The organism is Mesorhizobium sp. M2A.F.Ca.ET.046.03.2.1, from assembly GCF_003952425.1.
In the GTDB taxonomy this organism is placed as follows: domain Bacteria; phylum Pseudomonadota; class Alphaproteobacteria; order Rhizobiales; family Rhizobiaceae; genus Mesorhizobium.
On the sequence record NZ_CP034449.1, the window covers coordinates 7,209,848 to 7,232,909 of the forward strand.

A 23,062-nucleotide genomic window follows, 5' to 3' on the forward strand; every position below is an offset into this window, starting at 1 on the left:
GCTACTGCAGTTGCGGCTTCTTAAGGAAGGAATTGCGGTCGGCGGATTTGACGCGCAGCCAGGTCTCGCGGCCGTCGCGCACGACGCGCAGCGGGATTTCCGAGCCGGCCGGATTCTGCCAGAGTTTCCTGTAGAAATCGGCCAGGCCGTCCACCTCACCGTCGCGCACGTCGGAGATGATGTCGCCCTGGCGCAGGCCCGCCTTGGCTGCCGGGCCGCCTTCGGCGACGCTCATCACCACCACCATGCCGTTCGACTCTGCCGAGAAGGCGCCGAGCCACGGACGCGGCGCTTTCGCCGCCTGGCCGCGCTTGATGAGATCATCGAGGATCGGCGTCAGAAGATCGATGGGCACCACCATGTTGATGTCGGCCACCTCGCCGGCGCGGCTCATCTGCAGCCGCAGCGAGCCGATGCCGAGCAGCTTGCCGTCGCGGTCGAACAGCGCCGCCCCGCCCCAGGACGGATGCGCGGGCGCGATGAAGATCGCCTCGTCGATCAGATATTCCCAATAGCCGGCGAATTCCTGCTTGGTGACGATGTGGGCGTCGACCTGCTGGCCGATGCCGTCGGCAAGCGTCACCGCGTCACCGACGTTGGCCTTCCTGGCATCGCCTAACTGGACAGCCGGAAGGTTGAGCGGCGACAGCGCCTGCACGAGGCCAAAGCCGGTCTCCTGGTCGTAGGCCAGCGCATGCGCGGCGACCACGCGGCCATCCTGATCGGTCAGCCACACTTCCTCGGCCTCGGTGATGAGGTAGCCTATCGTGAGCACAAGGCCATTGTCGCGGATCACCACGCCGCTGCCCTCGCGGCGCGTGCCCAGCGCATTGGCGGTGAAAGCATCGTCCGGAACCGTGGCGCGCACGGCAACGACGGAGCGCGAAATTTTCTCGACGGTCATCGATCCATCCTGCGTTGCGGGTTTTGTTCTATAAGTATGGCCGAAGGAGCGCGGCGCAAGGGTGGATTTTCCCGTTGCGGGGCTGGCACAAGCGGTAGTTCAACGAAGGTTGAACTTTTTTCTTTGACGCGCGCGCAACCGCACCTAAGTCTATCGGCATCGTGGCAGATTTCCCGCCCTTCACGAAACGCTCCGCCCTGCGCGAAACACAAGGCCTCCGACATGGACCAATATATCCCGCCGAAAGTCTGGACCTGGAACAAGCCCAATGGCGGCCAGTTCGCTTCGATCAACCGGCCGATCGCCGGCCCCACGCATGAGAAGGAACTGCCGGTCGGCAAGCACCCGTTGCAGCTCTACTCGCTGGCCACGCCCAACGGCCAGAAGGTGACGATCATGCTCGAGGAGCTTCTGGCGCTTGGCCACACCGGCGCGGAATACGATGCCTGGCTGATCAAGATCGGCGACGGCGACCAGTTCGGCAGCGGCTTCGTCCATGTCAATCCAAACTCGAAGATCCCGGCGCTCATGGACCACAGCGAGCCGAAGCCGGTGCGTGTGTTCGAGTCCGGCTCGATCCTCACCTATCTCGCGGAAAAATTCGGCGAATTCCTGCCCACCGAGCGCGCGGCGCGCGCGGAAACCTTCTCCTGGCTGTTCTGGCAGATGGGTTCGGCGCCCTATCTCGGCGGCGGCTTCGGCCATTTCTACGCCTATGCGCCGCAAAAGATCGAATACGCCATCGACCGCTTCGCCATGGAGACCAAGCGGCAGATGGACGTGCTCGACCGCCGGCTGGCGGAGAGCGAATATCTCGCAGGCCCGGACTACACGATCGCCGACATGGCGGTGTGGCCATGGTATGGCGGGCTCGCCAAGGGCCGCAGCTACAATGACGCCGCGCAGTTCCTGTCGGTGCATGAATACAAGAACGTGCAGCGCTGGGCCGACGCGATCGACGCGCGGCCGGCCGTGACACGCGGCCGCATGGTCAACCGCATGTCCGGCGATCCGGCCTTCCAGCTGCGCGAGCGCCACGACGCCAGCGACTTCGAGACGAAGACGCAGGACAAGTTGGAAGCGGCGGAGTAACCCCGCCGACATTCGTCATCCTCGGGCTAGACCCGAGGATCCATGCCGTGACGCGCGCCGAAGGGCGCAACGGAGCAGAATTCTTAACCGTTTCAATGCCTTAGCGTAACGGCATGGATCCTAGGGTCTGCGCGCGTCGCTTCGCTCCTTGCTTCGCCCTAGGATGACGAAGGCGAAGGTCGCCGGGAGATCAACTGTAGCTACCTCCCATACGTATACGTCACCGTCGCCTCGCCCAGCGCCGAACTCTTGGCGGCGACGGAGACCATATCCGGCAATGGGTTCTCCGGTATGCGCAGCGTCTTCTCGCCCAACGCATACAGCGTGAAGACATAGTGATGCTGGCCGCTGCCGGGCGGCGGGCATGGGCCGAAATAGCCGGCGCGGCCGACGCCACCCTTGCCCAGCACCGAGCCCTTGGGCATGCTCTTGCCGCCCTCGGCGCCGGCGCCCTCGCCCAGGCCCTTGGCGCTGGCCGGGATGTTCCAGGCCAGCCAGTGCCAGAAACCCTTGCCGCCATTGGCGTCGGTGTCGAACATGGTCAGCGCATAGCTTTTGGTGCCGGCCGGCGGGTCCTTCCAGGCGAGCGCGATCGAGACGCTCTTGCCGCCACAGCCAGCCTTGTCGCCGAGATATTTCGCATTCCATTTGCCGTCGGAGACTGACGGGCTGGAGATCTCGAAGGCCGCCGCATGGCCGGCTAAGGCGACAAGGGCAAGCGTGGTCAAGCCGAAACGCAAGGTCATGTGATCCTCCCTGAATACTATAGAGCGTTTCACCGTTTCACGGAAACGGCGAACCGCTCTATCCCTTTGTTTTGACGCAATTCCGGACGGAAAACCGCTCACACTTTTCCTGGAATTGCTCTAGCGTAGCGGAAAAGCGGCCCGAAAAAGGGCAAGGCGGCGCGCTGACCGCCGGGACAGCGAAAAAAGCCCCGCCGGTGGAGGCCGTCGGGGCTCTTTCGTACGGACCATGGAGGTGGGACCCCACGGTCGGGTCGATCCAGGGGGTGTTGGATCGGCCGCGACCCTAGCCGAGGAATGGGCCGCGCGGACAATCACGCCTGCGCACTACCAATCACGCCTGCGCGAGGCGGCGGTGATTGAAGGCCTAACCGCGCAGCAGCTTCGCCAGCCGCGGCACGCCTTCGTTCACCGCGCGGTCGTCGGCAAGGGTGAATGACATGCGCAGCGTGTTGCGGCCGGTGCCGTCGGCATAGAAGGCGTTGCCGGGCACGAAGGCGACGCGCGCCTCCTTGACCGAACGCGCCAGAAGCTCGGTGGCGTCGACGCCTTCCGGCAGGGTCAGCCAGACGAACATCCCGCCTTCCGGGCGGCTCCAGGAAATGCCGTCGGGCATGTTGGCCTGGAGCGCGCCGAGCAGCGCGTCGCGCCGCTTGCGGTAGGCGCCGATCAGCTTTTCCACCTGGGTGTCGAAGATGGTGTCGGCGACGCGGTGCATGACCATCTGGTTGATCGAGGGGCTGTGCAGGTCGGACGCCTGCTTCATCAGCACCAGCTTCTCCACGACATGGCGCGGCGCGCAGACCCAGCCGACGCGCATGCCGGGCGACAGGATCTTCGAGAAGGACCCGCAATAAAGCGTGCGGGCATGATCGATGCCGCCGGAGCGGGCGCAGTCGAGCGCCAGGATCGGCGGCACGCCCTCCCCGTCATAGCGCAGCGCGCGATAGGCGGCGTCCTCGATGACGGCGATGTCGAGCTCGCCCGCGAGGTCGAGCACCGCCTCGCGCTGCTTGACGTCCAGCGTGTTGCCGGTCGGGTTGGCGAAATCCGGTACCAGATAGGCGAACTTCACCTTACCGCCATTTGCCGCCGCGGCGGCCCGATAGGCCTCGGGCGTCATGTTGCCGCCGGCGGTGTTCAGCCGGTCATAGCGCGGCTCGTAGGCGTTGAAGGCCTGCAGCGCGCCGAGATAGGTCGGCCAGGTGACCAGGGCTGTGTCGCCCGGCGACAGGAACAGCTTGCCGAGATAGTCGAGCGCCTGCTGCGAGCCGGAGGTGATGAAGATGTTGCCCTCGTCGCATTGAACGCCGAGCTTGCCCATATAGGCGGCCAGCCATTTGCGCAGCGGCAGATAGCCCTCGCTGACCTGGTATTGCAGCGCGGTCCCCGCCTCCCTGCCGCCCAGCACCGCCTGATAGGCGTCGCCGATGGCCTGCGCGGGAAACAGCGACGGGTCCGGAATGCCGCCGGCGAAGGAGATTATGTCGGGCTGGTCGAGCAGCTTCAGCAGCTCGCGGATTTCCGAGGCTTTCATGCGCGACGAGCGCGAGGCCAGAAGGTTCATCAGGGTCAAGGCGCACCTCCCGAAGTGCTTCTATTTAGGTCAGCTTGGTTGACCTATTATCAGGCCATATCGCCCGCGTGAATACACAAAACGGTCATGGCGCATAGGCGAGGCGACATTTGGCCCACGGATTTCCGCAAATGCTAATGGAAAATTCGGTCATCGGCTCCCGGCAGATGGCGGATGGCAGATTGCCGTTATATTAGAAAAGGCGCATATTACTCCAAGCCGGAGCCTCGCTGCGGTTGAGCCGCCGTCGGCCGTGTTGCCCAGGCGGTCCACAGACCAGTCAAATGTAAGGAGAAACAGGCACGTCCGTGCTGCCCTCATCATTGGGTGGCCGAGGCAGTGATATTTGGAGGAGGATCCCATGAAGGTTACCATACTGGCGAGTTACGAACCCCATGCCGCCAAGGGGCTCATGCAAGGATCGAACCGGGAAGTTGCAATCGCGGCGCTGTTTGAAAGCGTGGGCGGGAAGATGAACAGCCTGATGTTCACGCGCGGCCTTTACGACGTCATCGTCAATGGCGAGGTGCCGGACCAGATTGCCGGGATGGGGATGACGCTTGCCGTGCGCGCGAGCGGCTCGGTGAGCGATCTCGTCGTTCTGGAAGAGCTCGACATGAAGGCGGTGATTGCGGCAGCCAACAAGGCCGCCGGCGCCTACAAGCCGGCGGGCTGATGTCGCATCGAAGGGAGGACGCCATGACCGCCTATAACGTAGTCCGTTTTCGCACCAAGCCGGGCAAGGAGAAGGCCTTCGTCGAAGCACACGAAAAGGTCTCGCTGAACGCCAAGGGCTTTCGCAAGGGCGCCCTGATCAAGACCGGCGAGCGCACCTTCTGCATGGTCGGCGAATGGAACGACATGGACAGCCTCGCCGCGGCGCGCCCGATGATGATCGGCATTCTCGACACGTTCCGCGATATGCTCGAAGACCTGGGCGGCGATCTCGGCGTGACGGATCCGGTGTCCGGCTCGGTCGTTGCGGAGATATAGGCTGAAGGCGCCCCCGTCTGGCGCCGGAGGGACCGCCTTGCGCGGCCAGCCGGCGCCGTCGACAACAAGCGCCGCAAGAAGCCGGCGCGCTGCGTGGCGCCTTGGCGCTCGTCTCAGAACGGCAACCGAATCTCGTCGTCCTGCGCGGCCTGCGGCCAGCCGATGTCCTTGCGGATCTCGGGCGGCAGCTCGTTCAGCTCGCGCGTCGTGCGGCGGCGCTTGCTGGCCTGCGCGAAGGCGGCGCGAATCCGGTTGAGACTTTTGAACATGGAAAGCTCCCATAAATAGGCGGCGCAAAACCGGCGCCTCCTCTTCACCCGGCGCCGCTTTTGCAATGCGTCTGTAACCGGTGGATTGCGCGCGAACGGTGAAATGCCTCACGAAGCCGGAGCAGCCTGAAACATATGTGTGCAAATTAATTCGGGGGATCGAGCATGCGGCCCCAGGGCGCACGCCCGGTTGTGCTACGCGGTCACCTTGCCATTCCGCGCCACTTCCTTGCCCGCGCGATAGACGGTGCGATCCTTCGGCACCGCCACCACCGCTTCCGGGACATGCTCGGCCCTCAGCGCGACAAAATCGGCTTTGGCGACGACGGCGATGCCGTAGCCCTCCAGCCCCAGCGCCTTGGCGCCGGCATGGCTCACAACGTCGTAAGCTGTTTCCAACTCCCGATCCTCGTAGAAGCCGGAGCGATAGCCGATCATATTGGCGCGGTTCAGCATGTCGCCATCACCATAGGGCCACCAGGAATCGCGGATGTTGTCGGAACCGGCGAACACGGTGACGCCGGCCTTGCGAAGCGCGGCCACCGGCGGAAAGGCATGGTCGCCGGGCGCGTTGGTCATGATGGAGACGCCGGCGGCGGCGATCCTCTCGCCAGCCCTGGCCAACGCATCGGCGGAGATGTCGCCCAGCGCATAGGCGTGGCTGACGGCGACTTTGCCTTGCATGCCCGACGCCGTGGCACGGGCGACGATCTCCTCGATCTCGAAGAGGCCGAGCGTGCCGCGGTCATGCAGGTGGATGTCGATGCCGGCGCCGCGTTTTTCGGCAAGGCCGAACATCACATCGAGGTGCCCTTTCACGTCGCGGTCGAAGCTCGCCGGATCAAGCCCGCCGATCAGGTCGCAGCCGAGCTTGAGCGCCTCGTCGAGCAGTTCCGCCGTGCCAGGCGAGGACAGGATGCCGCTCTGCGGGAAGGCGACAAGCTGGATGTCGATCAGGTCGCGATATTTCTCCCGCACGGCGAGGATCGTCTCGACATGCTTCAGCCCGACCGCGGCATCGACCATGACATGGCTGCGCATGGCGAGGCTGCCATGGCCGACGCAAAGCTCGAGCTGGTTCTTCGCGCGCTCCGCCATGGGTGTTGCCTGCTCGAGGTTGCGCATCTGGAAAGCGACGCGCTCGCGCACGTCGAAGCCGTTGGTGCAGGGAATGTGCGGGCGCCAGGCGTCGCCGTAGAAGGAGGTGTCGAGATGGATGTGGCCATCGACGAAGGCTGGCAGCACGAGCTGTCCGGCGAGGTCGACGGCGCCGTCCGTCGGCGGCGTCGTGTTCGCCGCAGGCGCCACAGCGCTGAAGCGGCCGCCCTCGACAGTGAGATCAACGACCGTGCCGTCGGCGAGCCTGGCGTTGAGGAAATGAGTCTGGTTCAAGATGCATCCCATTGAAAGTGAACGCATCAGTGGTCGTCGCTTGGCTGGCCAAGGTCAATGCGGGATTGGATAGAAAGTGTTTCGCCCTTGCCTTCTCCCGTTGTGGAAGAAGCCAAGTACAACGCCTGTTATATACCGCTTTCGCGTAAGTTTCAGCGAGCGGCAAATGTGCCATGGTGAAGTCTGCGGTATGAGGCCGCCGTGGTCGACGCGGACGCCCAAGCACATCCCCAACAATGCGCCCCCAACGGACGCGTCGACCATGAACAGAATGCGACGGCGACCTTGCCCTGGGTCGCCGTTTTACTTCTGCGCTCCGGCGTATTCGGTGACCAGCCGCTCATATTCCTCGAAGGCAGGCAGCGCTTCGTAGCTGTGCACGGCCGGTGTCGCCGCCCAGGGCAGTTTCTCGGCCGTCCAGGTCTCGATGAAGGGCGCGAACCAGGCATGGTCGTCGAGCATGGTCGGGCGCAGATTGACGAACCAGTCGATCCCTTCCGGTCGCGTGAACATCCAGGTCATGCAGTAGCCGCAGAAATAGTGTTTCGAGGCGCCGTGCAGGCCGCCGATCACCGGCTCGCCCTTCGTCACCTCGAAACCATCCGAGGGGATCGCCGCGCTCAGGGAATAGGCGCTGGACGACATGCGCTGGCAGCCGGTGCAGTGGCAGGCCATGGTGAGCAGCGGTTTTGCCGAGATTTTCAGGCGCACGCGGCCGCAGCGGCAGCCTCCTTCGGCGGGCAGAGCGAGGGTGGGCAAGATGGGCTCCTTGGTTGGGGTTTCCCGTTCTCCCCCTGAGAGGGTTTTGCATGGGAGTCGATATTTAGCGCACGAGGCGGATGGGCGTTTTTTGAAAGGCGCTCTGGCCGCTTTGGCGGGTTATTTTGCCTCGCTCTTGGGGCCTCAGGCCGCCATGGCAGTGGATTTTGGGCGGACTGCGCCTCATGCCGGCTTCCTCTTTGGGAAGAGGACTGCGGCCGCTCTTTGCAGATTGTAGCCGCAGCCGGCAAGCATGCACTGCGTCCGGTTGGTCGCAAGGTTGAAGAAGCGCAGTCGCCGCATGCCGTAGCGCTGCTTGAACACTGCAAACGGCCGCTCCACTGCCGCCCGCACCTTCGAGATCAGCCGGTTGCGCTGCTTCTGACGCGGCGTCAGCGGATGGTGCTTGTTGGCTCTGTGCATCAGCCGGTCCTTGATGCTGGCCTGCTTCAGCCGGGCATGGCGGGCATGGGTGTAGTAGGCTTGGTCGCCATAGGCCGCCTTCTCGTCCCCGATGATCAGGCCGTCGGCCGGCTCGGTATCGGTGACCGATGCATCCGTGAAGTCCATGCGCCGGATCAGCGTATGAGCATCGTCGACGCCGTTGTGCACCTTATAGCCGAACACGGTCTTGTTGCCCTTGCGTCCCCAACGTGCTCGCCATCAGCCGATGGCCGCGCCGTCGCCTCCTCACCCTTCTTCGGCTTCGCCGGCGGGCGCGCGGCGGCCTGCATGAAGGAGGCATCAATCAACGTGCCGCGCTTGACGATCAGCCCCTTCTGCTCAAGCTGCCGCGTGATCTCATAAAACACCCGGTCGATCAGCCCATCGCACTTCAGCTCCTCGCGGAAACGCCACAACGTCGAATGGTCCGGCGTGGGGTCCGACAGGCTGAAACCGGCAAAGCGGCGGAACGACAGCCGGTCGCGCAGTTGTGCCTCCAGCGAAGGATCGCTGAGATTGTTCCACACGCCAAGCAGCAGACAGCGCAGCAAGGCCTCGGCCGGATAGCTAATATTGCCCCGTCCTGGTCCGCTGCGCTGACCAAGAAGCGCCTTGATCGGCACCCAGTCGATCACTCGCGAGATCTGGTCAAGCTCCGTCACATCCGACCACACCAGCCCATCCGCAAGGCTCAGTTGTCCAAGCACGCGATCGACCATCCGAATCATCTCCCCTTCATGCCGGACATACGGAATCACCAACTCAGTTCCGTGCAAAGCCCTCCGAGGGGAGAAGGTGGATCGGCGCGTAGCGCCGAGACGGATGAGGGGTGTTCCAGCGGAGTGAGACGCTGGCTTTCCCTGGAGCACCCCTCATCCGTCGCCTTCGGCGACACCTTCTCCCACAAGGGGGAAGGAAGAATGCGCTCAGCCTTCCGTCAACTCCGCCGTCGTCGTCAAGCGCGCGCCCTGGCCGGCAAAGGCCTCATTGTGGCGGGCGATGATGTCGGGCGCTTTCTCCTCGAGCGAATCCAGAGTCGAATGCGCGTCGGAGACCACCGTGACGCCCAAGCCCTCGGCCAAGGCGCCCTTGACGGTTGCGGCGACGCAGAAATCGGTCTGTGCGCCGATGAGCAAGACGTCCTTCGCGCCCTGCCCCGCCACCCATTCGGCGAGTTCGGGGTTGGAGAAGGCGTTGCCGATTTTCTTGCCGAAGGTCGGCTCGTCGGCCGCCTGGCCGAGCAGCGGCCAGACCGGCCAGCCGGAGGCGCCCGGCGCGAGCGGATCGCCCTCCGGCCCGTCATGGCGGATGAACGCCACCTTGCGGCCGGAGCGCCGCGCCCAGTCGATCAGCGTGCGCGAGCGCTCGGCGATGGAGTCGGCGTCATGGATCGGCGGGTCGAAACGACCGTCGAACATGCCGGTCTGCAGGTCGATGACGATGAGCGGCGCGGCGGCGGAGGGAGCGGCGTTCGGCATTGCGCGAAGATAACGTGGGTGTGGGCTAGGTCAAGGCCGAGGCAGGAGCCAGCAAGCAGCAACTCTAGTCAACACATACGCAATTTTCAGTTGCATTGATAAATCATTGCAACTAATGTGACCAAAGGATTGGGGGATGACAATGGATGAACAATACACCGTGTTCCTGATCGGAGGGGGCACGGCAGGTGACGAGCAGGCGGTGTTCACGCCGCGGAATGTGGGGACTCGGTGCAGGCTCACCTGCAGCTATCGCGACAAAGTCATCGTTGCCGAGGAAGACGATTATTTCGAAGCCCTATGCCAAATCCGCAAGCAGCTCGAAGTGGATGGAATACTGCCCTTTTGTTATGGCGCGAGCGCGAATGTTTTCCCTGAAGGCACCGTGACAGGGATGAGTCGTGGATTGGTGGTCTGCAAAGTGAAAACGGGGGAGCGTCCCAAGGAGAGCGACTTAGTCAATATATTTGACGAAGGTTACGATGTGATGCCCGTGTTCGTCTCCATGCAGCAGCAGTTTTGGGATTCGTGGCTCGCCTCCCTGCCCCGATCGCAAGACCCGGAAATAGCGAACTCGACGGACGTTGCGGCCCGCTCCCTCTGGCAGTCTCTAACGCTTGGGTTTGCCAAAGTACTGAAATCGCTTTTTCCACGGTCAGGGGGGAGATAAGGCGCCTGGCTTTTACGATATCAGCGGCATCGGGCCCTTCAGCGCCTCGGCCAGCGCCTCGCGGAAGACCGCGATCGGGCGTGCCAGCCTGCCGGCCGGGGGGCGGTGGAGCAGCCAGCAGCGCACCTGCGGCTTGAAGCCGGGGCAGTCGACCACCTCGACCGCGTCGCGCCATTGGCTGCCCGACAGCGCGCCGGGCGTGACGACGCCGATGCCGTGGCCACGCGCGACCAGCGACATTCTCAGGTCCGCGACCTGCGCCTCGACGCCGACATGGAAAGGCAGCCGCGCCGCCTCGAAACGGTGGCGGATGAAGGCGCGGAAGCCGCAGCCGGTTTCGTTGAGCACCCAAGGGTAGCGCGCAAGATCGTCGAGCTCGGCGGGCTTCGGCACGCCGAGGCTTGGCGAGGCCACCAGCAGCACCGCCTGCACGCCGAGATCGTCGCCGACGAGTTCGGGCGGCGGCGCGACGCCCTCGGCGAGGCAGACGGCCACCGCGTCGATCTCGCTGTGCAGCACCTGCTCCACAAGGCGCGGCGAGAGGCTCGAGGTGATCTTCAGCGTCAGCTGCGGGAATGCCGCGCGAAGACTGTCGAGCGGCTCGGACAGCGCGCTGGTCGAGAGATAGGGCATGACGCCGAGGCGGAACTCACCACGCACCTCGCCCGCCGGCGAGACGCCCGCCTTCAGGTCCTCCAGCGAGCGCAGCACGCGGCGGCCATGCTCATAGGCCTCGCGGCCGGATGCGGTGGGTTTGAGCGGCTTCGACTGGCGGTCGAGCAAGGGCGTCGCCAGCCGCTCCTCGAGATTCTGCACCCGACGCGTCACGCCGGGCTGGGTGAGGTTGAGCCTCGCCGAAGCACCGACGATCGAGCCGGTTTCGACGACGGCGACGAAGGCTTCGAGATCATGGATGTTCATGCGCAACTCGCATAAACATTATCAGGTCATTTCAATTGTAGCATTATGATCGTTGCCCATAAAGTCCTCGCGAAAGATGCGAGGCCACCATGAACGGAACAGACAATGCGCGGATCGCCACGGCCGAGCTCGTCGAACGGCCGCGACATGCCTGCGGCAGCACCATCACCCCGTCCCAGACCCTGCTGTTTGCCGCTTCGGTCGGCATCATCGTCACCAATCTGTTCGCGCCGCAGACACTGGTCGGGCTGATCGGGCCGTCGCTCGGCGCCGCGGCATCGGAGAGCGGCTTGGTCTCGATGGCCACCCTGCTCGGCTATGCGGCCGGGCTGTTCTTCCTGGTGCCGCTGTCGGATCTGGTCGAGAACCGCGTGCTGGTGCTGCGCATGCTGTGCGCGGCCGTGCTCGCGGCAGCGGTCGCTTCGTTCGCGCCGTCCGCCACCTCGCTGCTGGTTGTGCTGTTCATCCTCGGCGCCGCCTGTTCCTGCATCCAGGTGCTGGTGCCGGTGGCGGCCTCGATGGCGCCGCCGGGCCAGGAAGGTCGCGTCATCGGCGACGTGATGAGCGGGCTGATGATCGGCATCCTGCTGTCGCGTCCGATCGCCAGCCTCGTCGCCGACGCTTTCGGCTGGCGTGCCTTCTACGGCATCAGCGCCGCGGCGCTGGCGCTGCTTGCCATCCTGCTCGGCCTCACCTTGCCGAGACGGCGGCCGCTGGCGCAGGCGCGCTATGCGGGGCTCATCGCCTCGTTGGTTCTGCTTCTGCGCCAGGAACCGGTGCTGCGCCGCCGCGCCTTCACGGCGAGCCTGGTGATGGCCGCCTTCAGCGTGTTCTGGACGGCGGTGGCGCTGCGCCTCGCCGCTCCGCCCTTCGACCTAGGCCAGAAAGGCATTGCGCTTTTCGCGCTGGTCGGCGCCGGGGGTGCGGCGGTGACGCCTGTCTTCGGCCGCGCCGGCGACCGCGGCTTCACGCGCTCCGCAACGGTCCTCTGCCATCTCGTGCTGATCGCGGCGCTCTGCCTTGCCGCATGGGCGGGCGCGGCCAAGGCCGGCGGGGCGTGGCTGCCGCTCATCCTCATGGGCGTCAGCGCCGTGCTGCTCGATATCGGCGTCACCGGCGACCAGACGCTGGGCCGCCGCGCGGTGAATCTCCTGCAGCCCAAGGCGCGCGGCCGCATCAACGGGCTGTTCGTCGGCATCTTCTTCATCGGTGGCGCGATCGGCTCGCTGCTGGCCGGCCTCGCCTGGGCCTGGGGCGGCTGGACCGCGGTGTGCGCGACAGGCGCGGTATTCGGGGTGGTGGCGCTGGTGGTGGATTGGGTGGAGTAGCGCAATCTTTCCCTTCTCCCCTTGTGGGAGAAGGTGGATCGGCGCGTAGCGCCGAGACGGATGAGGGGTGTTCCAGCGGAGTGGGACGGCGGCATTCCCTGGAGCACCCCTCATCCGTCGCCTTCGGCGACACCTTCTCCCCCTGAGAGGGTTTTGCATGGGAGTCGATATTTAGCGCACGAGGCGGATGGGCGTTTTTTGAAAGGCGCTCTGGCCGCTTTGGCGGGTTATTTTGCCTCGCTCTTGGGGCCTCAGGCCGCCTTGGCAGTGGATTTTGGGCGGACTGCGCCTCATGCCGGCTTCCTCTTTGGGAAGAGGACTGCGGCCGCTCTTTGCAGATTGTAGCCGCAGCCGGCAAGCATGCACTGCGTCCGGTTGGTCGCAAGGTTGAAGAAGCGCAGTCGCCGCATGCCGTAGCGCTGCTTGAACACTGCAAACGGCCGCTCCACTGCCGCCCGCACCTTCGAGATCAGCCGGTTGCGCTGCTTCTGACGCGGCGTCAGCGGATGGTGCTTGTTGGCTCTGTGCATCAGCCGGTCCTTGATGCTGGCCTGCTTCAGCCGGGCATGGCGGGCATGGGTGTAGTAGGCTTGGTCGCCATAGGCCGCCTTCTCGTCCCCGATGATCAGGCCGTCGGCCGGCTCGGTATCGGTGACCGATGCATCCGTGAAGTCCATGCGCCGGATCAGCGTATGAGCATCGTCGACGCCGTTGTGCACCTTATAGCCGAACACGGTCTTGTTGCCCTTGCGTCCCCAACGTGCCTCGCCATCAGCCGATGGCCGCGCCGTCGCCTCCTCACCCTTCTTCGGCTTCGCCGGCGGGCGCGCGGCGGCCTGCATGAAGGAGGCATCAATCAACGTGCCGCGCTTGACGATCAGCCCCTTCTGCTCAAGCTGCCGCGTGATCTCATAAAACACCCGGTCGATCAGCCCATCGCACTTCAGCTCCTCGCGGAAACGCCACAACGTCGAATGGTCCGGCGTGGGGTCCGACAGGCTGAAACCGGCAAAGCGGCGGAACGACAGCCGGTCGCGCAGTTGTGCCTCCAGCGAAGGATCGCTGAGATTGTTCCACACGCCAAGCAGCAGACAGCGCAGCAAGGCCTCGGCCGGATAGCTAATATTGCCCCGTCCTGGTCCGCTGCGCTGACCAAGAAGCGCCTTGATCGGCACCCAGTCGATCACTCGCGAGATCTGGTCAAGCTCCGTCACATCCGACCACACCAGCCCATCCGCAAGGCTCAGTTGTCCAAGCACGCGATCGACCATCCGAATCATCTCCCCTTCATGCCGGACATACGGAATCACCAACTCAGTTCCGTGCAAAGCCCTCCCTGAGGGAGAAGGGAGAGGTGCTACCCAATCCCGCCCGTCACAACATACGCGCCGGCAGCGCGGCCATCCGGCGACTTCGCAATGGCCGTGACGATCGAGCCATATGAACCCCGCCAGACGCTGTGGAAACCTTGATGCGTCGCGGCGGGCACCACGATCCGGCCGGTGTAGCGGTTCCCGCCGGCCCGCATGATCACCGGCTCGCCGTTGACGTAGACTTTCACGACCGTTTCCGGCTCCGCCCGCTCGATCTCCAGCGCGATCGTGATCTCGTCGGTGTCACCGGCGGGGACCGTTTCGGCAGTCAGCTTCAGGGCAAACGGCGCGTCGCTAGCGCCCCTCCTCACACCGCTGCCCGCCGCAAACACATCATCGGCAAGCGCGGGCGTGCGCGGCGGGGCGGTGCGGCGCTTGGTGGCGCGCTCATAGTCGCCGGCAATCATCAGCAGCGCCGTGTCGTCATAGGCCTTGCCGGCGAAGGTCAGGCCCACCGGCATGCCGATATCGGCCATGGCGCCCATCGGCACCGTCACCGTTGGGATGCCCAGATGCCGCCAGACAAGATTGCCATTGGCGACCCAGGTGCCGTTGCGCCAGGCGAGCCGGGCGGAGGCCTCGTTCACGTCGGCATCGGCCGGCCCGACATCGGCCACCGCCGGCAGCACCACGGCATCGAGGCGGTTGGCATCGAGCCACTCCTCGAAGTCGACGCGGCGCGTTGCCTCGAGGCCTTTCAGGCCTTCCCCGATGGCTGGGATATCTTCCAGTCGCGCCACGCCCCGCTTCGCCCGCTCGACATACTGCGCCAGATCGAAATCGGCCTCGCCGTAACGGTCGCGCAACGCGCCCGGCGGCTGCGGGAAGATCTTTGCGCCGTCGACCGAAGCAAGATCGGGGATGGCCGGGTCGGCATTGGCGCGCAGGAAATCGTCCCACGACCAGATCGACAGGTCCCAGATCTCGCGCTCGGCGAATTCCGGCGGCACCAGCCCACGGTCGACCATGGAGCGGGCGCCGGGACGATCGCGCTCGTAGTTGGAGACGACGGGGAAATCGACCTCGACCACTTCGGCGCCGAGCGCTTCCAGGTCGCGCGCCGCCTGCCGCCAAAGCTCCAGCACCGAGGCGCGCGTCTCGATCGGCCTGTCGGCGCCGTCATCCTTGCCGATATACATTTTGGGCACGCCCAGCCGCTTGCCCTTTAGCGCGCCTTGCAACGGAAGGGCGGTGTAGCTCGCCGGCCGCAGCGTCGAGACTTTCGGGATATCCACCCAGGGCTGGACGCGCCAGAAATCGCCGCGCGCCTCGGCATCGTCGGCGACGATCACGTCGAGCAGCACCAGCATGTCGGCGATGCTGCGCGTATGCGGCACCACCACATCCATGGTCGGCACCAGGGGCCAGTTGCCGCGCACCGAGATCACGCCGCGCGAGGGCGTGTAGGCGGTGAGCGCATTGTTGGAGGCGGGCGCGCGGCCGGACGACCAGGTTTCCTCGCCGAGCCCGAAAGCGGCGAGGCTGGCGGCGGTCGCGGTGCCCGAGCCGTTGGACGAGCCGGAGGCGAAGGCGGCGGTGAGGAAATCCTTGTTATACGGGCTCTCGGCGCGGCCATAGACGCCGCGCTGCATGCCGCCATTGGCCATCGGCGGCATGTTGGTGAGGCCGATCAGCACCGCGCCCGCGGCGCGCAGTTGGGCGATGGTGAAGGCGTCCTCCGTGGCGACGAGATGCTCGAAGGCCGGCGAGCCGGCGGCCACCGTCAGGCCCTTCGCCTTGTAACTGTCCTTGGCGGTGTAGGGGATGCCGTCGAGCGGTCCGAGCGCCTCGCCCGCGCGGCGGCGCCGATCGGATGCTTCCGCCTCCGCGAACATGTCCGGGTTGAGGACAGGCACGGCGTTCAGCGCGATGCCGTGACGGTCGTAATGGGCGATACGCCTGAGATAGGCCGCGACCAGCTCGACATTGGTGACGGTGCCGTCCTCCAGCGCGCGGCGCAGGTCGGCGATCGAGGCTTCGACGAGGTGGAGGGTGGGCATGGCACGTACCTTGGACTTGGCGGCCGGAACCGATCGAGGGCCGCGTTCCGTCACACCCCCTCTGCCCTGCCGGGCATCTCCGCCGCAAGGGGGGAGATTGATGTCACGATCGCTTTCGCCAATTTCCGGGCTGAAGTGTAAGCCGGCGCATGCTGCTGACCCCCTGCGGGGGAGACGGCCGAGCTTTGCCAAGACTAAGTGCGGGACATCATCGAGGCGAAGAATGTGGCTCGATAGAGAACCTTACGGACCCTGCCGGCCCACGACTGTGCGCGGAAAGCCACATTGCCCAGGAATAGCTGGACTGAATGGAAGGCGCATTGGTTGACAGCACACGATGTTATGGGATCATCCGGCAGGGATTTTGCAGGAGAGCTTGGCATGAAGAAAGTCTACGAGAAGCCCACTTTGGTTCTTAGAGGCAGGCTTGGGGCGATCACCGCCGCGAATGCGCCTGTGGTGTTGTCCAACCCGCCGCAATAATGCAAGGCATCCGCCGAAGAAGGAGCAAACATTCCTTGGCGTGATGGAATTCCAGAACGGCGTGCGGCCTCTTCCGGCCCCATTGCCGGGACAAGATGCCGATGGCAGTCCGCCGAAATGCCAAAGGGTGTCTACGCCGCTCAGCGCGCCAGCACTAGATCGTCCAGCACGAGCTGCCAGTGGTGCCTGGTGGAAACGCGCACACGCGTCACAGCCTTCAGCATGGGCGCGTAGTGAACCGGCGCCAATGCCGATAGCACCACCTCATCGCTGGCGACGAGTTCGTCGCCCAGCCAGCTTTCAATCAGCGCCACCTCCCCTTCCGATCTCAGCCAGGCGGCGGTCAACATGACCGAATGAAAGCCGAAGGGTGTGCTGCCGCCGAACTCGGCTGGGTGGCCGCTGCTGGTATAGGCTGCGTGGTTGCCCCGGATGCTGCCGTTGAGATAGCCTTCGCTCTCCTTGACGTAGTTTCTAGCGATGGCGTTGATGTTGCGCCACTCCAGGCCGGCATGGCCGGAAGGCACTTTCTTGAAGTCGAGTGATGTGACGTCGTCAAACCCGATCCGCGACAGCACGGCCTCGTCGGCGATTGCGTCCGGCCTCAGTTCGCCGAGGTCGGTCGGATAGGGACAAAGCGCCAGACGCCGCCCGATATCCGGGCCCGAAATCTCCAGTGTGTCGGCCACGTCCGGGAGGTCGAAGTGGAAGCTGCCTGCCGCAAGCGGCATGGTCTGCAGCAGTTCGCCCTTGCCCATCACCTTCAATGTCACCTGCGCCGATGCCGGGGTCTTGCCGCGCAGGCTGCGCCCCGGGACCAGCCCGACAAGTCCAGGCAGATCCTCTCCCACCAGGCCGGCGGGCGACCCCGGCAGTTCGACCAGCCGCAACATCTGGCTCTCATTGCCCGTGCTGACGCGCCATCCCTTGGGGACGGACACCGAAAACCGGTAGAGTCCAGGCGCGCGGAGGCTTGCCCACCGCTTTCCGGTCGACATGAGGAAGTTGGCGAAGCCGGAGCTGTTGCTGGTGGCCGAGGTAATAAACGCGCCCTTGTCGTCGAACACCCGTACGACAATGCCGCCCATCGGCCGGTCGGCCTCGCCGAACCTGCCGTCGCCGTCGACGTCCATGAAGACGAAGGACGAGTAATTCAAGGCGTGGTCGCTTGCCGACCAATTGGCGCGGGCCTGATAATCGTGCGCGGGATCGGCGCTGCGGCGCAGCTTGCGCCGCTTGCGGCGCCGGCGTAGGGCGAGCGCAATGAGCGCGATGGCCCCCGCAACCACGAGAGCCGAGACGAAAGGACAAGAGCGTTAGCAGCCACAGGCGCCGCGCTCCTGGCCGCGCAACCGATTGCCGGCGCCGCTGTCCCGGAACTTGGCGAAACAGGTAACGCCGCCGATCAGTATCGCCAGCGCCGGCAGCCTGTCAGTCGGTCTCTTCATCGGTCTCCCCCGCGCCTCTCGCCGTCCGATGGCGGCAGGCGGCCAACATCCTAGCCGAGCCTTCCGCCGTGGCTAAAGCATGTCTCTCGAAAGTGGGAACCGGTTTCGGGATAAAGACATGCGTAAAATCAAAAACCTAAAGCGCATGGAGCGAATCTGAAAGATCGCGACGCGCTTTAAGTGCCGGACATCACAGAGAGGCGATAAATGTGCCTCGATAGATCCTCCCGGCGATATATTCCGAACCCGGCTCCAGCCGCCGCGACCATCACACTATTGGGCGGCGGTTGCTTCAGTAGAACGCTGTCCCCAGAAACAGAACGGCCCGTCCTGGCCGCTTACTTGACAGGAACTCGTCGTATGAGATTATCCGCTGTGATTTTCGAGGAGAGCAATCGCATGAAGAAGACTTACGAGAAGCCTGTTTTCGTCCGCAAGGGCAAGCTTTCGGCGATTGTGGCGGGTTCTTTGCCCACGCCGGGTTGACGCTGAAATCACCGCCATTTTGAGCATCTATCGATAGGGGACATCCTGATATGAAGAAGACATATGTGAAGCCTGAGTTCGTCCGCAGGGGCAAGCTTTCGGCGATTGTGGCCGGTTCGCCGGCTCCACAGTGATCGAGAGCCCCAAAGCCTGATCTTTCAAGAATCCCCGCCACGGCGGGGATTTCTGTTTCTCAGCCCAACTCCACCCAGACCGGCGCATGGTCGCTGGGGTTTTCCCTTCCCCGCTGCTCGCGATCGATACCGGCCGCTTTCAGTTTCCGCGCCAGCTTCTTCGACAGCAGGATGTGGTCGAGCCGTAATCCGGCATCGCGCGGCCAGCGGTTCCGGCGGTAATCCCAGAAGGTGTAGAGTTTTTCTTCCCTGGGAAAAACCTTGCGCAGCGCGTCCGTCCAGCCCTGCTCGATCAGTGCCGCGAAGGCGGCGCGGCTTTCAGGCTGCACCAGCGCGTTGTCGTCATAAGAGCGTGTCTCATAGATGTCGCGCGGTTCGGGCACGATGTTGAAATCGCCGGCAAGCGCCACCGGCAGGCCGGTATCGAGGAGATCGGTCGCATGCGCGGCGAAGCGCTGGTGCCAGGCGAGCTTGTAGTCGAATTTCGGGCCCGGCCGCGGGTTGCCGTTCGGCGCGTAGAGGCAGGCGATGACGACGCCGTCGACCGCGGCCTCGATGTAGCGGGCCTGGCGGTCGGCATCGTCGCCGGGCAGCGCGTCGCGCGTCAGCACGGGCTCGGCGCCGCGCGCTAGGATAGCGACGCCGTTCCAGGTCGGCTCGCCCTTCCACACCGCGCCATAGCCGGCATTGGCAAGCCGGGTCAGCGGGAACTGCGTGTCGCGGGATTTCAGCTCCTGCAGGCAGACGACATCGGGTTTTGCCCGCGCGAGCCAGGCGAGCAGGTTTTCCAACCGGCTGTTGATGTTGTTGATGTTGAAGGTGGCGAGTTTCATGTTTGGATGCCGCCGCTTCGCGCCTCGTCATCCTCGGGCTTGACCCGAGGATCCATGCCGTGACCTTCGCCGTGGAACGCGGCGGAGAAGAATTTTGCCCCGTCGCAGCGCTCGTATGTAACGGCATGGATCCTAGGGTCTGCGCGCGTCGCTTCGCTCCTTGCTTCGCCCTAGGATGACGAAGCCGAGGGCTGCGCGAACTTAGCCACCATTGTCTCCGCCACCGTCTTCAAATGATCCGCAGTCGAAAAACCCGAGATCGCCTTGCGCGGCTTCAGATCGTGGTCGCCGTCCTCCAGCCAAATCATCTCTATCGCCGAGGAAAGGCCGTAGGTCGCGACCTCCTCCTTGGCGCCGAACTCATCGCGCGTGCCTTGGAAGATCAGTGCCGGCGTCTTCAGGTCAAGGAGATGCTTTGTCCGCAACTGCTCCGGCTTGCCTGGCGGATGGAACGGGTAGCCGAGGCAGGCGAGACCAACGATTTCGCCTTTTTCAAACATCTCGTCGGCGACCATCGAGGCGACGCGGCCGCCCATCGACTTGCCGCCGATGATCAGCTTGCCGGTCACGCCTTTGGCGCGCAGATCGGCGATCGCCTTCACATATTCCGGGTTGACCGTCTCGGCGCGCGGCGGCGGCTTGCGGTGGCCATAGCGGCGCGCGGCCATATAGTGGAACTCGAAGCGCGCGACCTGGAAGCCGGCCGCCGCGAGCGCCTTGGCGGTGGCGGTCATCGAAGGCGAGTCCATCGACGCGCCGGCGCCATGGGCGAGCAGGATGGTGACGGGAGCAGTGTCGAAGCCGTCGAAGAGGAAGTGGGTCATGGATGCGCCAACCTCGCCTTCTCCCCTTGTGGGAGAAGGTGGCCGAGCGAAGCTCGGACGGATGAGGGGTGCTCCAGCTTGGCGGATACGTCCGCCAATATCCTTACTTGCGACAAGGTCACCAGCGCCTCATTCCTTCCAACACCCCTCATCCGTCTCGGCGCTGCGCGCCGATCCACCGCCCGGGGGCGAGCCACGGGTCTCGCCCCGTCCTTCGGACCCCACAGGGGGAGAAGGAAGAAGCGCTACCCCGCCGTGCGCGCCATGTGCAAATCCACGAACTGGATTCCCTTCTGCGCAGTCCGCGCCCATTCGGACTCCGAGTCCAGCTCCAGATAGCGCACCCACAGCCGCCGCGCCTCCGTCAGATCGCCCGCGTCGAACTCCAGCCGCGCCAGGTTGAACACCGGGTCGGCATAGGTCTTGTCGAGGGCGATCGCCTTCTGCAGGTGCCGCCTTGCCGACGCCACCTTGCCCCCGTCGCTCATCAGCCCGGCGAGGTTGAACCAGGCTTCGACGAAACCGGGGTCGAGCTTGATCGCCCGGGCATAGTCATGCGCCGCTTCGGCGATCCGGCCGGCGCCGCGCAGGCAGTTGGCGCGGTTGAAGGCGGCGATGGCGTCCTTCGGGTCGATCGCCAGGCAGCGCTGGTAGAGCGCGGCCGCATCGTCATGGCGCTCTTCTTCTTCCGCCATCTCGGCCTCGGTGAAGAGCTCTTCCAGCGTGTCGTCTTCCGGCGAGCCGAGGTCGAACAGCAACTGGCCGTCGAGCTCGCTCGTCCCATCCTCGAGATAAATCGCGTCCCGTCGGCCGTGCTGCGAGCCGAGATTGAGCGATTTTGCCGTGAGCGATGCGACCGGGCCGGAACGGTGCACCGATCGCGCGATCGCGCCCCAGGTGGCGCCGCTGGCGATCAGCCCGGCATATTTGCGAGCCAGGATCAGGTCGCGGAAGGAATAAGGCTCGCCGTCATGCTCGAAAGCGTCGAACAGCGAGAGCATGTCGAGATCGCCGCCCGCAAGCCGCGACTGGTCGATCAGCGATTGCCGGGACAGCGACGAGGCGTCGGGCGCCTTCATCAGGCCGAGCAGGCGCAGGAAACCGTTCTCGCTGATGAGTTGCCGGCCAGCTTCGCGTTCGGCCTTGGCGCGGCGCTCGATCTCGGCGTCGCCGGATTTCGCCTTGGCCAGAAGCGCGCGACCGAACACGACATGAGTGGTGCGGCGGGTGACGCCGCGCCTCAGCTCCGCATGGCGGCGCTCGACCTCGCGCGCGGCGAGCCGCAGCGGAAAGGCGGCCAGCGCGCCGACGACGCCGAAGACGGCGCCTGGAACGATCACCGGCCCTCCCGTCACTTCTTGCTCTTGCCGACGGCCTTCAACAGGTTCGCCTTCAGCGGGTTCTCAGGTGCACCGCCGGCAGCCGTCTTACTGGCGGGCTTTGCGGGCGCTTCCTCGGCCTTGCTCTTCGACTTGGCCGGGGGCTTGGCCTGCTGCGACAGGCTGGCCTTCAGCGCATCCATGAGGTTGATGACATTGCCGCGCTCGGGCGCCGCCGCAATGATCGGCTTGTGGCCCTTCAGCTTCTCGCGGATCATCGCCATCAGCGCCACCTCGTAGCGATCCTCATAGTTCTTCGGATCGAAGTGGGTTTGCTTCTGCTTGATCAGCGCCATGGCAAGCTCCAGCATTTCCGGATCCGGCTTGCCGGCCGGGATGTTGCCGAAATATTCAGCCGTGCCGCGCACTTCGTTGGGGTTCCTCAAGGTACAGACGAACATGCCGTTCTTGCGCGCGCCGATGGTCACCACGCGCTCGCGGCTGGAGAGGACCAGCCGCGCAATCGCCAGCTTGCCGGATTTGCGCATGGCTTCGCGCAGCACCGCGAAGGTTTCTTCCGCCATGGCGCCGTCGGGCGCGAGATAATAGGGCGAGTCCTGGTAAATGACATCGACCTCGCCCTCATCGACGAAGGCCTCGATGTTCATCGTGTGATTGGATTCGATCCGGACCGCGTCGAGATCGGCGTCGTCGATGATGATGTACTGCTTGTCCTCATATTCGTAGCCCCGCACCAGATCCGACCGCTCGACCAGGCCAAGCTCGGGATCTACCGGCTTCATGTTGATGCGGTTGTGCGTCTTCTTATGCAGCTGATTGAACGAGATGCGCTCGCTCGCGCTGGTGGCCGGGTAAAGCCGGACCGGACAGCTGACGAGGCTGAGCTTGAGGTAACCTTTCCAACTTGCCCTGGGCGCCATGATGAACTCCTACGCGGCCATGCACTGACACTATGTTGGAGCATGGTCCTGTCGCGATCATGCTCTTGCAGCGCTTCGTCCGTAGGACGATTGAGGCTGCGGAAATCCTACACCGACCCGTGATGGTACTGCCGAATTCCTAGCGAAGTGTTTTCTGAGGCCGGTTGGCGCGGAGGATAGTTCAAATTGTAGGAAGCGTCGATGGAGTGGATTGAGACGCTGGAGATTAGCCGAAGCCCCGAAGCTTCGTCATCCTAGGGCGAAGCAAGGAGCGAAGCGACGCGCGCAGACCCTAGGATCCATGCCGTGACATGCGAGCGCCGCGACGGTGCAGATCGCTTACCAGCCCGCCCCGCGAAAGAGCTCGGACCATTCTGGATTGGTCTTCTCGATCAGTTCGATCTTCCATTTTCGTGGCCAGCGCTTGAGCGATTTCTCGCGCTGTATGGCATCGGCGATATTGAAGTATTCCTCGTACCAGACTAGACGTTGCACGCCGTAGCGGCTGGTGAAACGCGAGCCTTGGCCGTTCTTGTGCTCGGGCATCCGACGCGCGAGGTCGTTGGTGACACCGATGTAGATCGTGCCGCCTTTCTGGCTCGCGGTCATATACACGTAACCTGTCATCGAGCGATTCTAATTGCCGCTG

The 23,062-nt window shown here is 64.5% G+C and carries 25 protein-coding genes; 6 read left to right on the forward strand and 19 right to left on the reverse strand.

The genetic code is table 11. The features are described 5' to 3' along the window. Position 1 precedes the first annotated feature (1 nt). A complete protein-coding gene (locus EJ072_RS34820; protein WP_126083285.1) occupies positions 2-904 on the reverse strand; it encodes a S1C family serine protease in 903 nt (300 codons plus the stop codon). Positions 905-1,126: 222 nt separating this feature from the next. On the opposite strand from EJ072_RS34820, the gene yghU reads away from it, so the two are divergent. Further along, positions 1,127-1,996 carry a glutathione-dependent disulfide-bond oxidoreductase gene (yghU, locus tag EJ072_RS34825; RefSeq protein ID WP_126083286.1) on the forward strand — a complete coding sequence of 290 codons (870 nt, stop codon included), beginning with the start codon at positions 1,127-1,129 and terminating at the stop codon, positions 1,994-1,996. A 200-nt stretch (positions 1,997-2,196) separates the two neighbouring features. On the opposite strand, the gene EJ072_RS34830 is transcribed toward yghU, so the two are convergent. Further along, positions 2,197-2,742, reverse strand: coding sequence for a YbhB/YbcL family Raf kinase inhibitor-like protein (locus tag EJ072_RS34830; RefSeq protein WP_126083287.1), 546 nt, complete (start codon positions 2,740-2,742; stop codon positions 2,197-2,199). Between the two features lie 367 nt (positions 2,743-3,109). After that, entirely contained in the window at positions 3,110-4,309 is a 1,200-nt protein-coding gene (locus EJ072_RS34835) for a PLP-dependent aminotransferase family protein (RefSeq protein ID WP_189343385.1), read from the reverse strand. A gap of 370 nt (positions 4,310-4,679) precedes the next feature. Between EJ072_RS34835 and EJ072_RS34840 the strand changes: the two genes are divergently transcribed. Both EJ072_RS34840 and EJ072_RS34845 read left to right on the forward strand, forming a co-directional pair. Further along, the gene (locus tag EJ072_RS34840; protein ID WP_126083289.1) at positions 4,680-4,994 is read left to right on the forward strand and encodes a GYD domain-containing protein; all 315 of its coding nucleotides are present in this window, start codon (positions 4,680-4,682) and stop codon (positions 4,992-4,994) included. A gap of 23 nt (positions 4,995-5,017) precedes the next feature. Continuing rightward, complete coding sequence (locus tag EJ072_RS34845; RefSeq protein WP_126083290.1) at positions 5,018-5,311, forward strand: antibiotic biosynthesis monooxygenase; 294 nt, start codon at positions 5,018-5,020, stop codon at positions 5,309-5,311. A 113-nt stretch (positions 5,312-5,424) separates the two neighbouring features. Here EJ072_RS34845 and EJ072_RS34850 read toward each other — a convergent pair whose 3' ends face one another. The 6 genes from EJ072_RS34850 to EJ072_RS34875 form a co-directional block, all read right to left on the reverse strand. After that, on the reverse strand, positions 5,425-5,580 hold the full coding sequence (locus tag EJ072_RS34850; RefSeq protein WP_126083291.1) for a DUF1127 domain-containing protein: 156 nt from the start codon (positions 5,578-5,580) through the stop codon (positions 5,425-5,427). A gap of 195 nt (positions 5,581-5,775) precedes the next feature. Continuing rightward, the gene (locus EJ072_RS34855; RefSeq protein ID WP_126083850.1) at positions 5,776-6,984 is read right to left on the reverse strand and encodes an amidohydrolase family protein; all 1,209 of its coding nucleotides are present in this window, start codon (positions 6,982-6,984) and stop codon (positions 5,776-5,778) included. Positions 6,985-7,275: 291 nt separating this feature from the next. Beyond that, the gene (locus EJ072_RS34860) at positions 7,276-7,731 is read right to left on the reverse strand and encodes a GFA family protein (RefSeq protein ID WP_126083292.1); all 456 of its coding nucleotides are present in this window, start codon (positions 7,729-7,731) and stop codon (positions 7,276-7,278) included. A gap of 183 nt (positions 7,732-7,914) precedes the next feature. Continuing rightward, positions 7,915-8,358, reverse strand: coding sequence for a transposase (locus EJ072_RS34865; protein ID WP_126083293.1), 444 nt, complete (start codon positions 8,356-8,358; stop codon positions 7,915-7,917). After that, positions 8,310-8,951: a transposase gene (locus EJ072_RS34870; RefSeq protein WP_126083294.1), complete on the reverse strand. Its 642-nt coding sequence runs from the start codon at positions 8,949-8,951 to the stop codon at positions 8,310-8,312. The genes EJ072_RS34865 and EJ072_RS34870 overlap by 49 nt, the downstream gene beginning before the upstream one ends. Positions 8,952-9,101: 150 nt before the next feature. Continuing rightward, positions 9,102-9,653 carry an isochorismatase family protein gene (locus EJ072_RS34875; RefSeq protein WP_126083295.1) on the reverse strand — a complete coding sequence of 184 codons (552 nt, stop codon included), beginning with the start codon at positions 9,651-9,653 and terminating at the stop codon, positions 9,102-9,104. Between the two features lie 142 nt (positions 9,654-9,795). On the opposite strand from EJ072_RS34875, the gene EJ072_RS34880 reads away from it, so the two are divergent. Beyond that, positions 9,796-10,323: a hypothetical protein gene (locus tag EJ072_RS34880; RefSeq protein WP_245467112.1), complete on the forward strand. Its 528-nt coding sequence runs from the start codon at positions 9,796-9,798 to the stop codon at positions 10,321-10,323. Between the two features lie 12 nt (positions 10,324-10,335). Here EJ072_RS34880 and EJ072_RS34885 read toward each other — a convergent pair whose 3' ends face one another. After that, positions 10,336-11,244: a LysR family transcriptional regulator gene (locus EJ072_RS34885; RefSeq protein ID WP_126083296.1), complete on the reverse strand. Its 909-nt coding sequence runs from the start codon at positions 11,242-11,244 to the stop codon at positions 10,336-10,338. 89 nt (positions 11,245-11,333) lie between these two features. Here EJ072_RS34885 and EJ072_RS34890 point away from each other — a divergent pair, with 89 nt between their 5' ends. Beyond that, positions 11,334-12,572 (forward strand): MFS transporter, encoded by a 1,239-nt coding sequence (locus tag EJ072_RS34890; RefSeq protein ID WP_126083297.1) that lies wholly within the window; start codon positions 11,334-11,336, stop codon positions 12,570-12,572. Between the two features lie 290 nt (positions 12,573-12,862). On the opposite strand, the gene EJ072_RS34895 is transcribed toward EJ072_RS34890, so the two are convergent. Both EJ072_RS34895 and EJ072_RS34900 read right to left on the reverse strand, forming a co-directional pair. Then, positions 12,863-13,843, reverse strand: coding sequence for an IS5 family transposase (locus EJ072_RS34895; RefSeq protein ID WP_189343170.1), 981 nt, complete (start codon positions 13,841-13,843; stop codon positions 12,863-12,865). Between the two features lie 86 nt (positions 13,844-13,929). Then, positions 13,930-15,945 carry an amidase gene (locus EJ072_RS34900; RefSeq protein ID WP_126083299.1) on the reverse strand — a complete coding sequence of 672 codons (2,016 nt, stop codon included), beginning with the start codon at positions 15,943-15,945 and terminating at the stop codon, positions 13,930-13,932. Between the two features lie 381 nt (positions 15,946-16,326). Here EJ072_RS34900 and EJ072_RS34905 point away from each other — a divergent pair, with 381 nt between their 5' ends. Next, positions 16,327-16,428 (forward strand): putative RiPP precursor, encoded by a 102-nt coding sequence (locus tag EJ072_RS34905; protein WP_112130457.1) that lies wholly within the window; start codon positions 16,327-16,329, stop codon positions 16,426-16,428. A gap of 140 nt (positions 16,429-16,568) precedes the next feature. On the opposite strand, the gene EJ072_RS34910 is transcribed toward EJ072_RS34905, so the two are convergent. The 7 genes from EJ072_RS34910 to EJ072_RS34945 all read right to left on the reverse strand — a co-directional run bounded on the left by EJ072_RS34910 (position 16,569) and on the right by EJ072_RS34945 (position 23,040). Next, positions 16,569-17,717 carry a hypothetical protein gene (locus EJ072_RS34910; protein ID WP_126083300.1) on the reverse strand — a complete coding sequence of 383 codons (1,149 nt, stop codon included), beginning with the start codon at positions 17,715-17,717 and terminating at the stop codon, positions 16,569-16,571. Positions 17,718-17,744: 27 nt separating this feature from the next. Continuing rightward, positions 17,745-17,876, reverse strand: a complete 132-nt coding sequence (locus EJ072_RS37435) for a hypothetical protein (RefSeq protein ID WP_281059930.1) — start codon at positions 17,874-17,876, stop codon at positions 17,745-17,747. A gap of 679 nt (positions 17,877-18,555) precedes the next feature. Beyond that, entirely contained in the window at positions 18,556-19,329 is a 774-nt protein-coding gene (gene xth / locus EJ072_RS34925; RefSeq protein ID WP_126083301.1) for an exodeoxyribonuclease III, read from the reverse strand. Positions 19,330-19,499: 170 nt separating this feature from the next. Next, entirely contained in the window at positions 19,500-20,153 is a 654-nt protein-coding gene (locus EJ072_RS34930; protein WP_126083302.1) for an alpha/beta fold hydrolase, read from the reverse strand. Positions 20,154-20,398: 245 nt separating this feature from the next. Beyond that, positions 20,399-21,493, reverse strand: a complete 1,095-nt coding sequence (locus EJ072_RS34935; RefSeq protein ID WP_126083303.1) for a tetratricopeptide repeat protein — start codon at positions 21,491-21,493, stop codon at positions 20,399-20,401. Positions 21,494-21,504: 11 nt separating this feature from the next. Further along, entirely contained in the window at positions 21,505-22,413 is a 909-nt protein-coding gene (locus EJ072_RS34940; RefSeq protein WP_126083304.1) for a Ku protein, read from the reverse strand. A 339-nt stretch (positions 22,414-22,752) separates the two neighbouring features. Next, positions 22,753-23,040: a GIY-YIG nuclease family protein gene (locus EJ072_RS34945; protein ID WP_126083305.1), complete on the reverse strand. Its 288-nt coding sequence runs from the start codon at positions 23,038-23,040 to the stop codon at positions 22,753-22,755. Positions 23,041-23,062 lie beyond the last annotated feature (22 nt).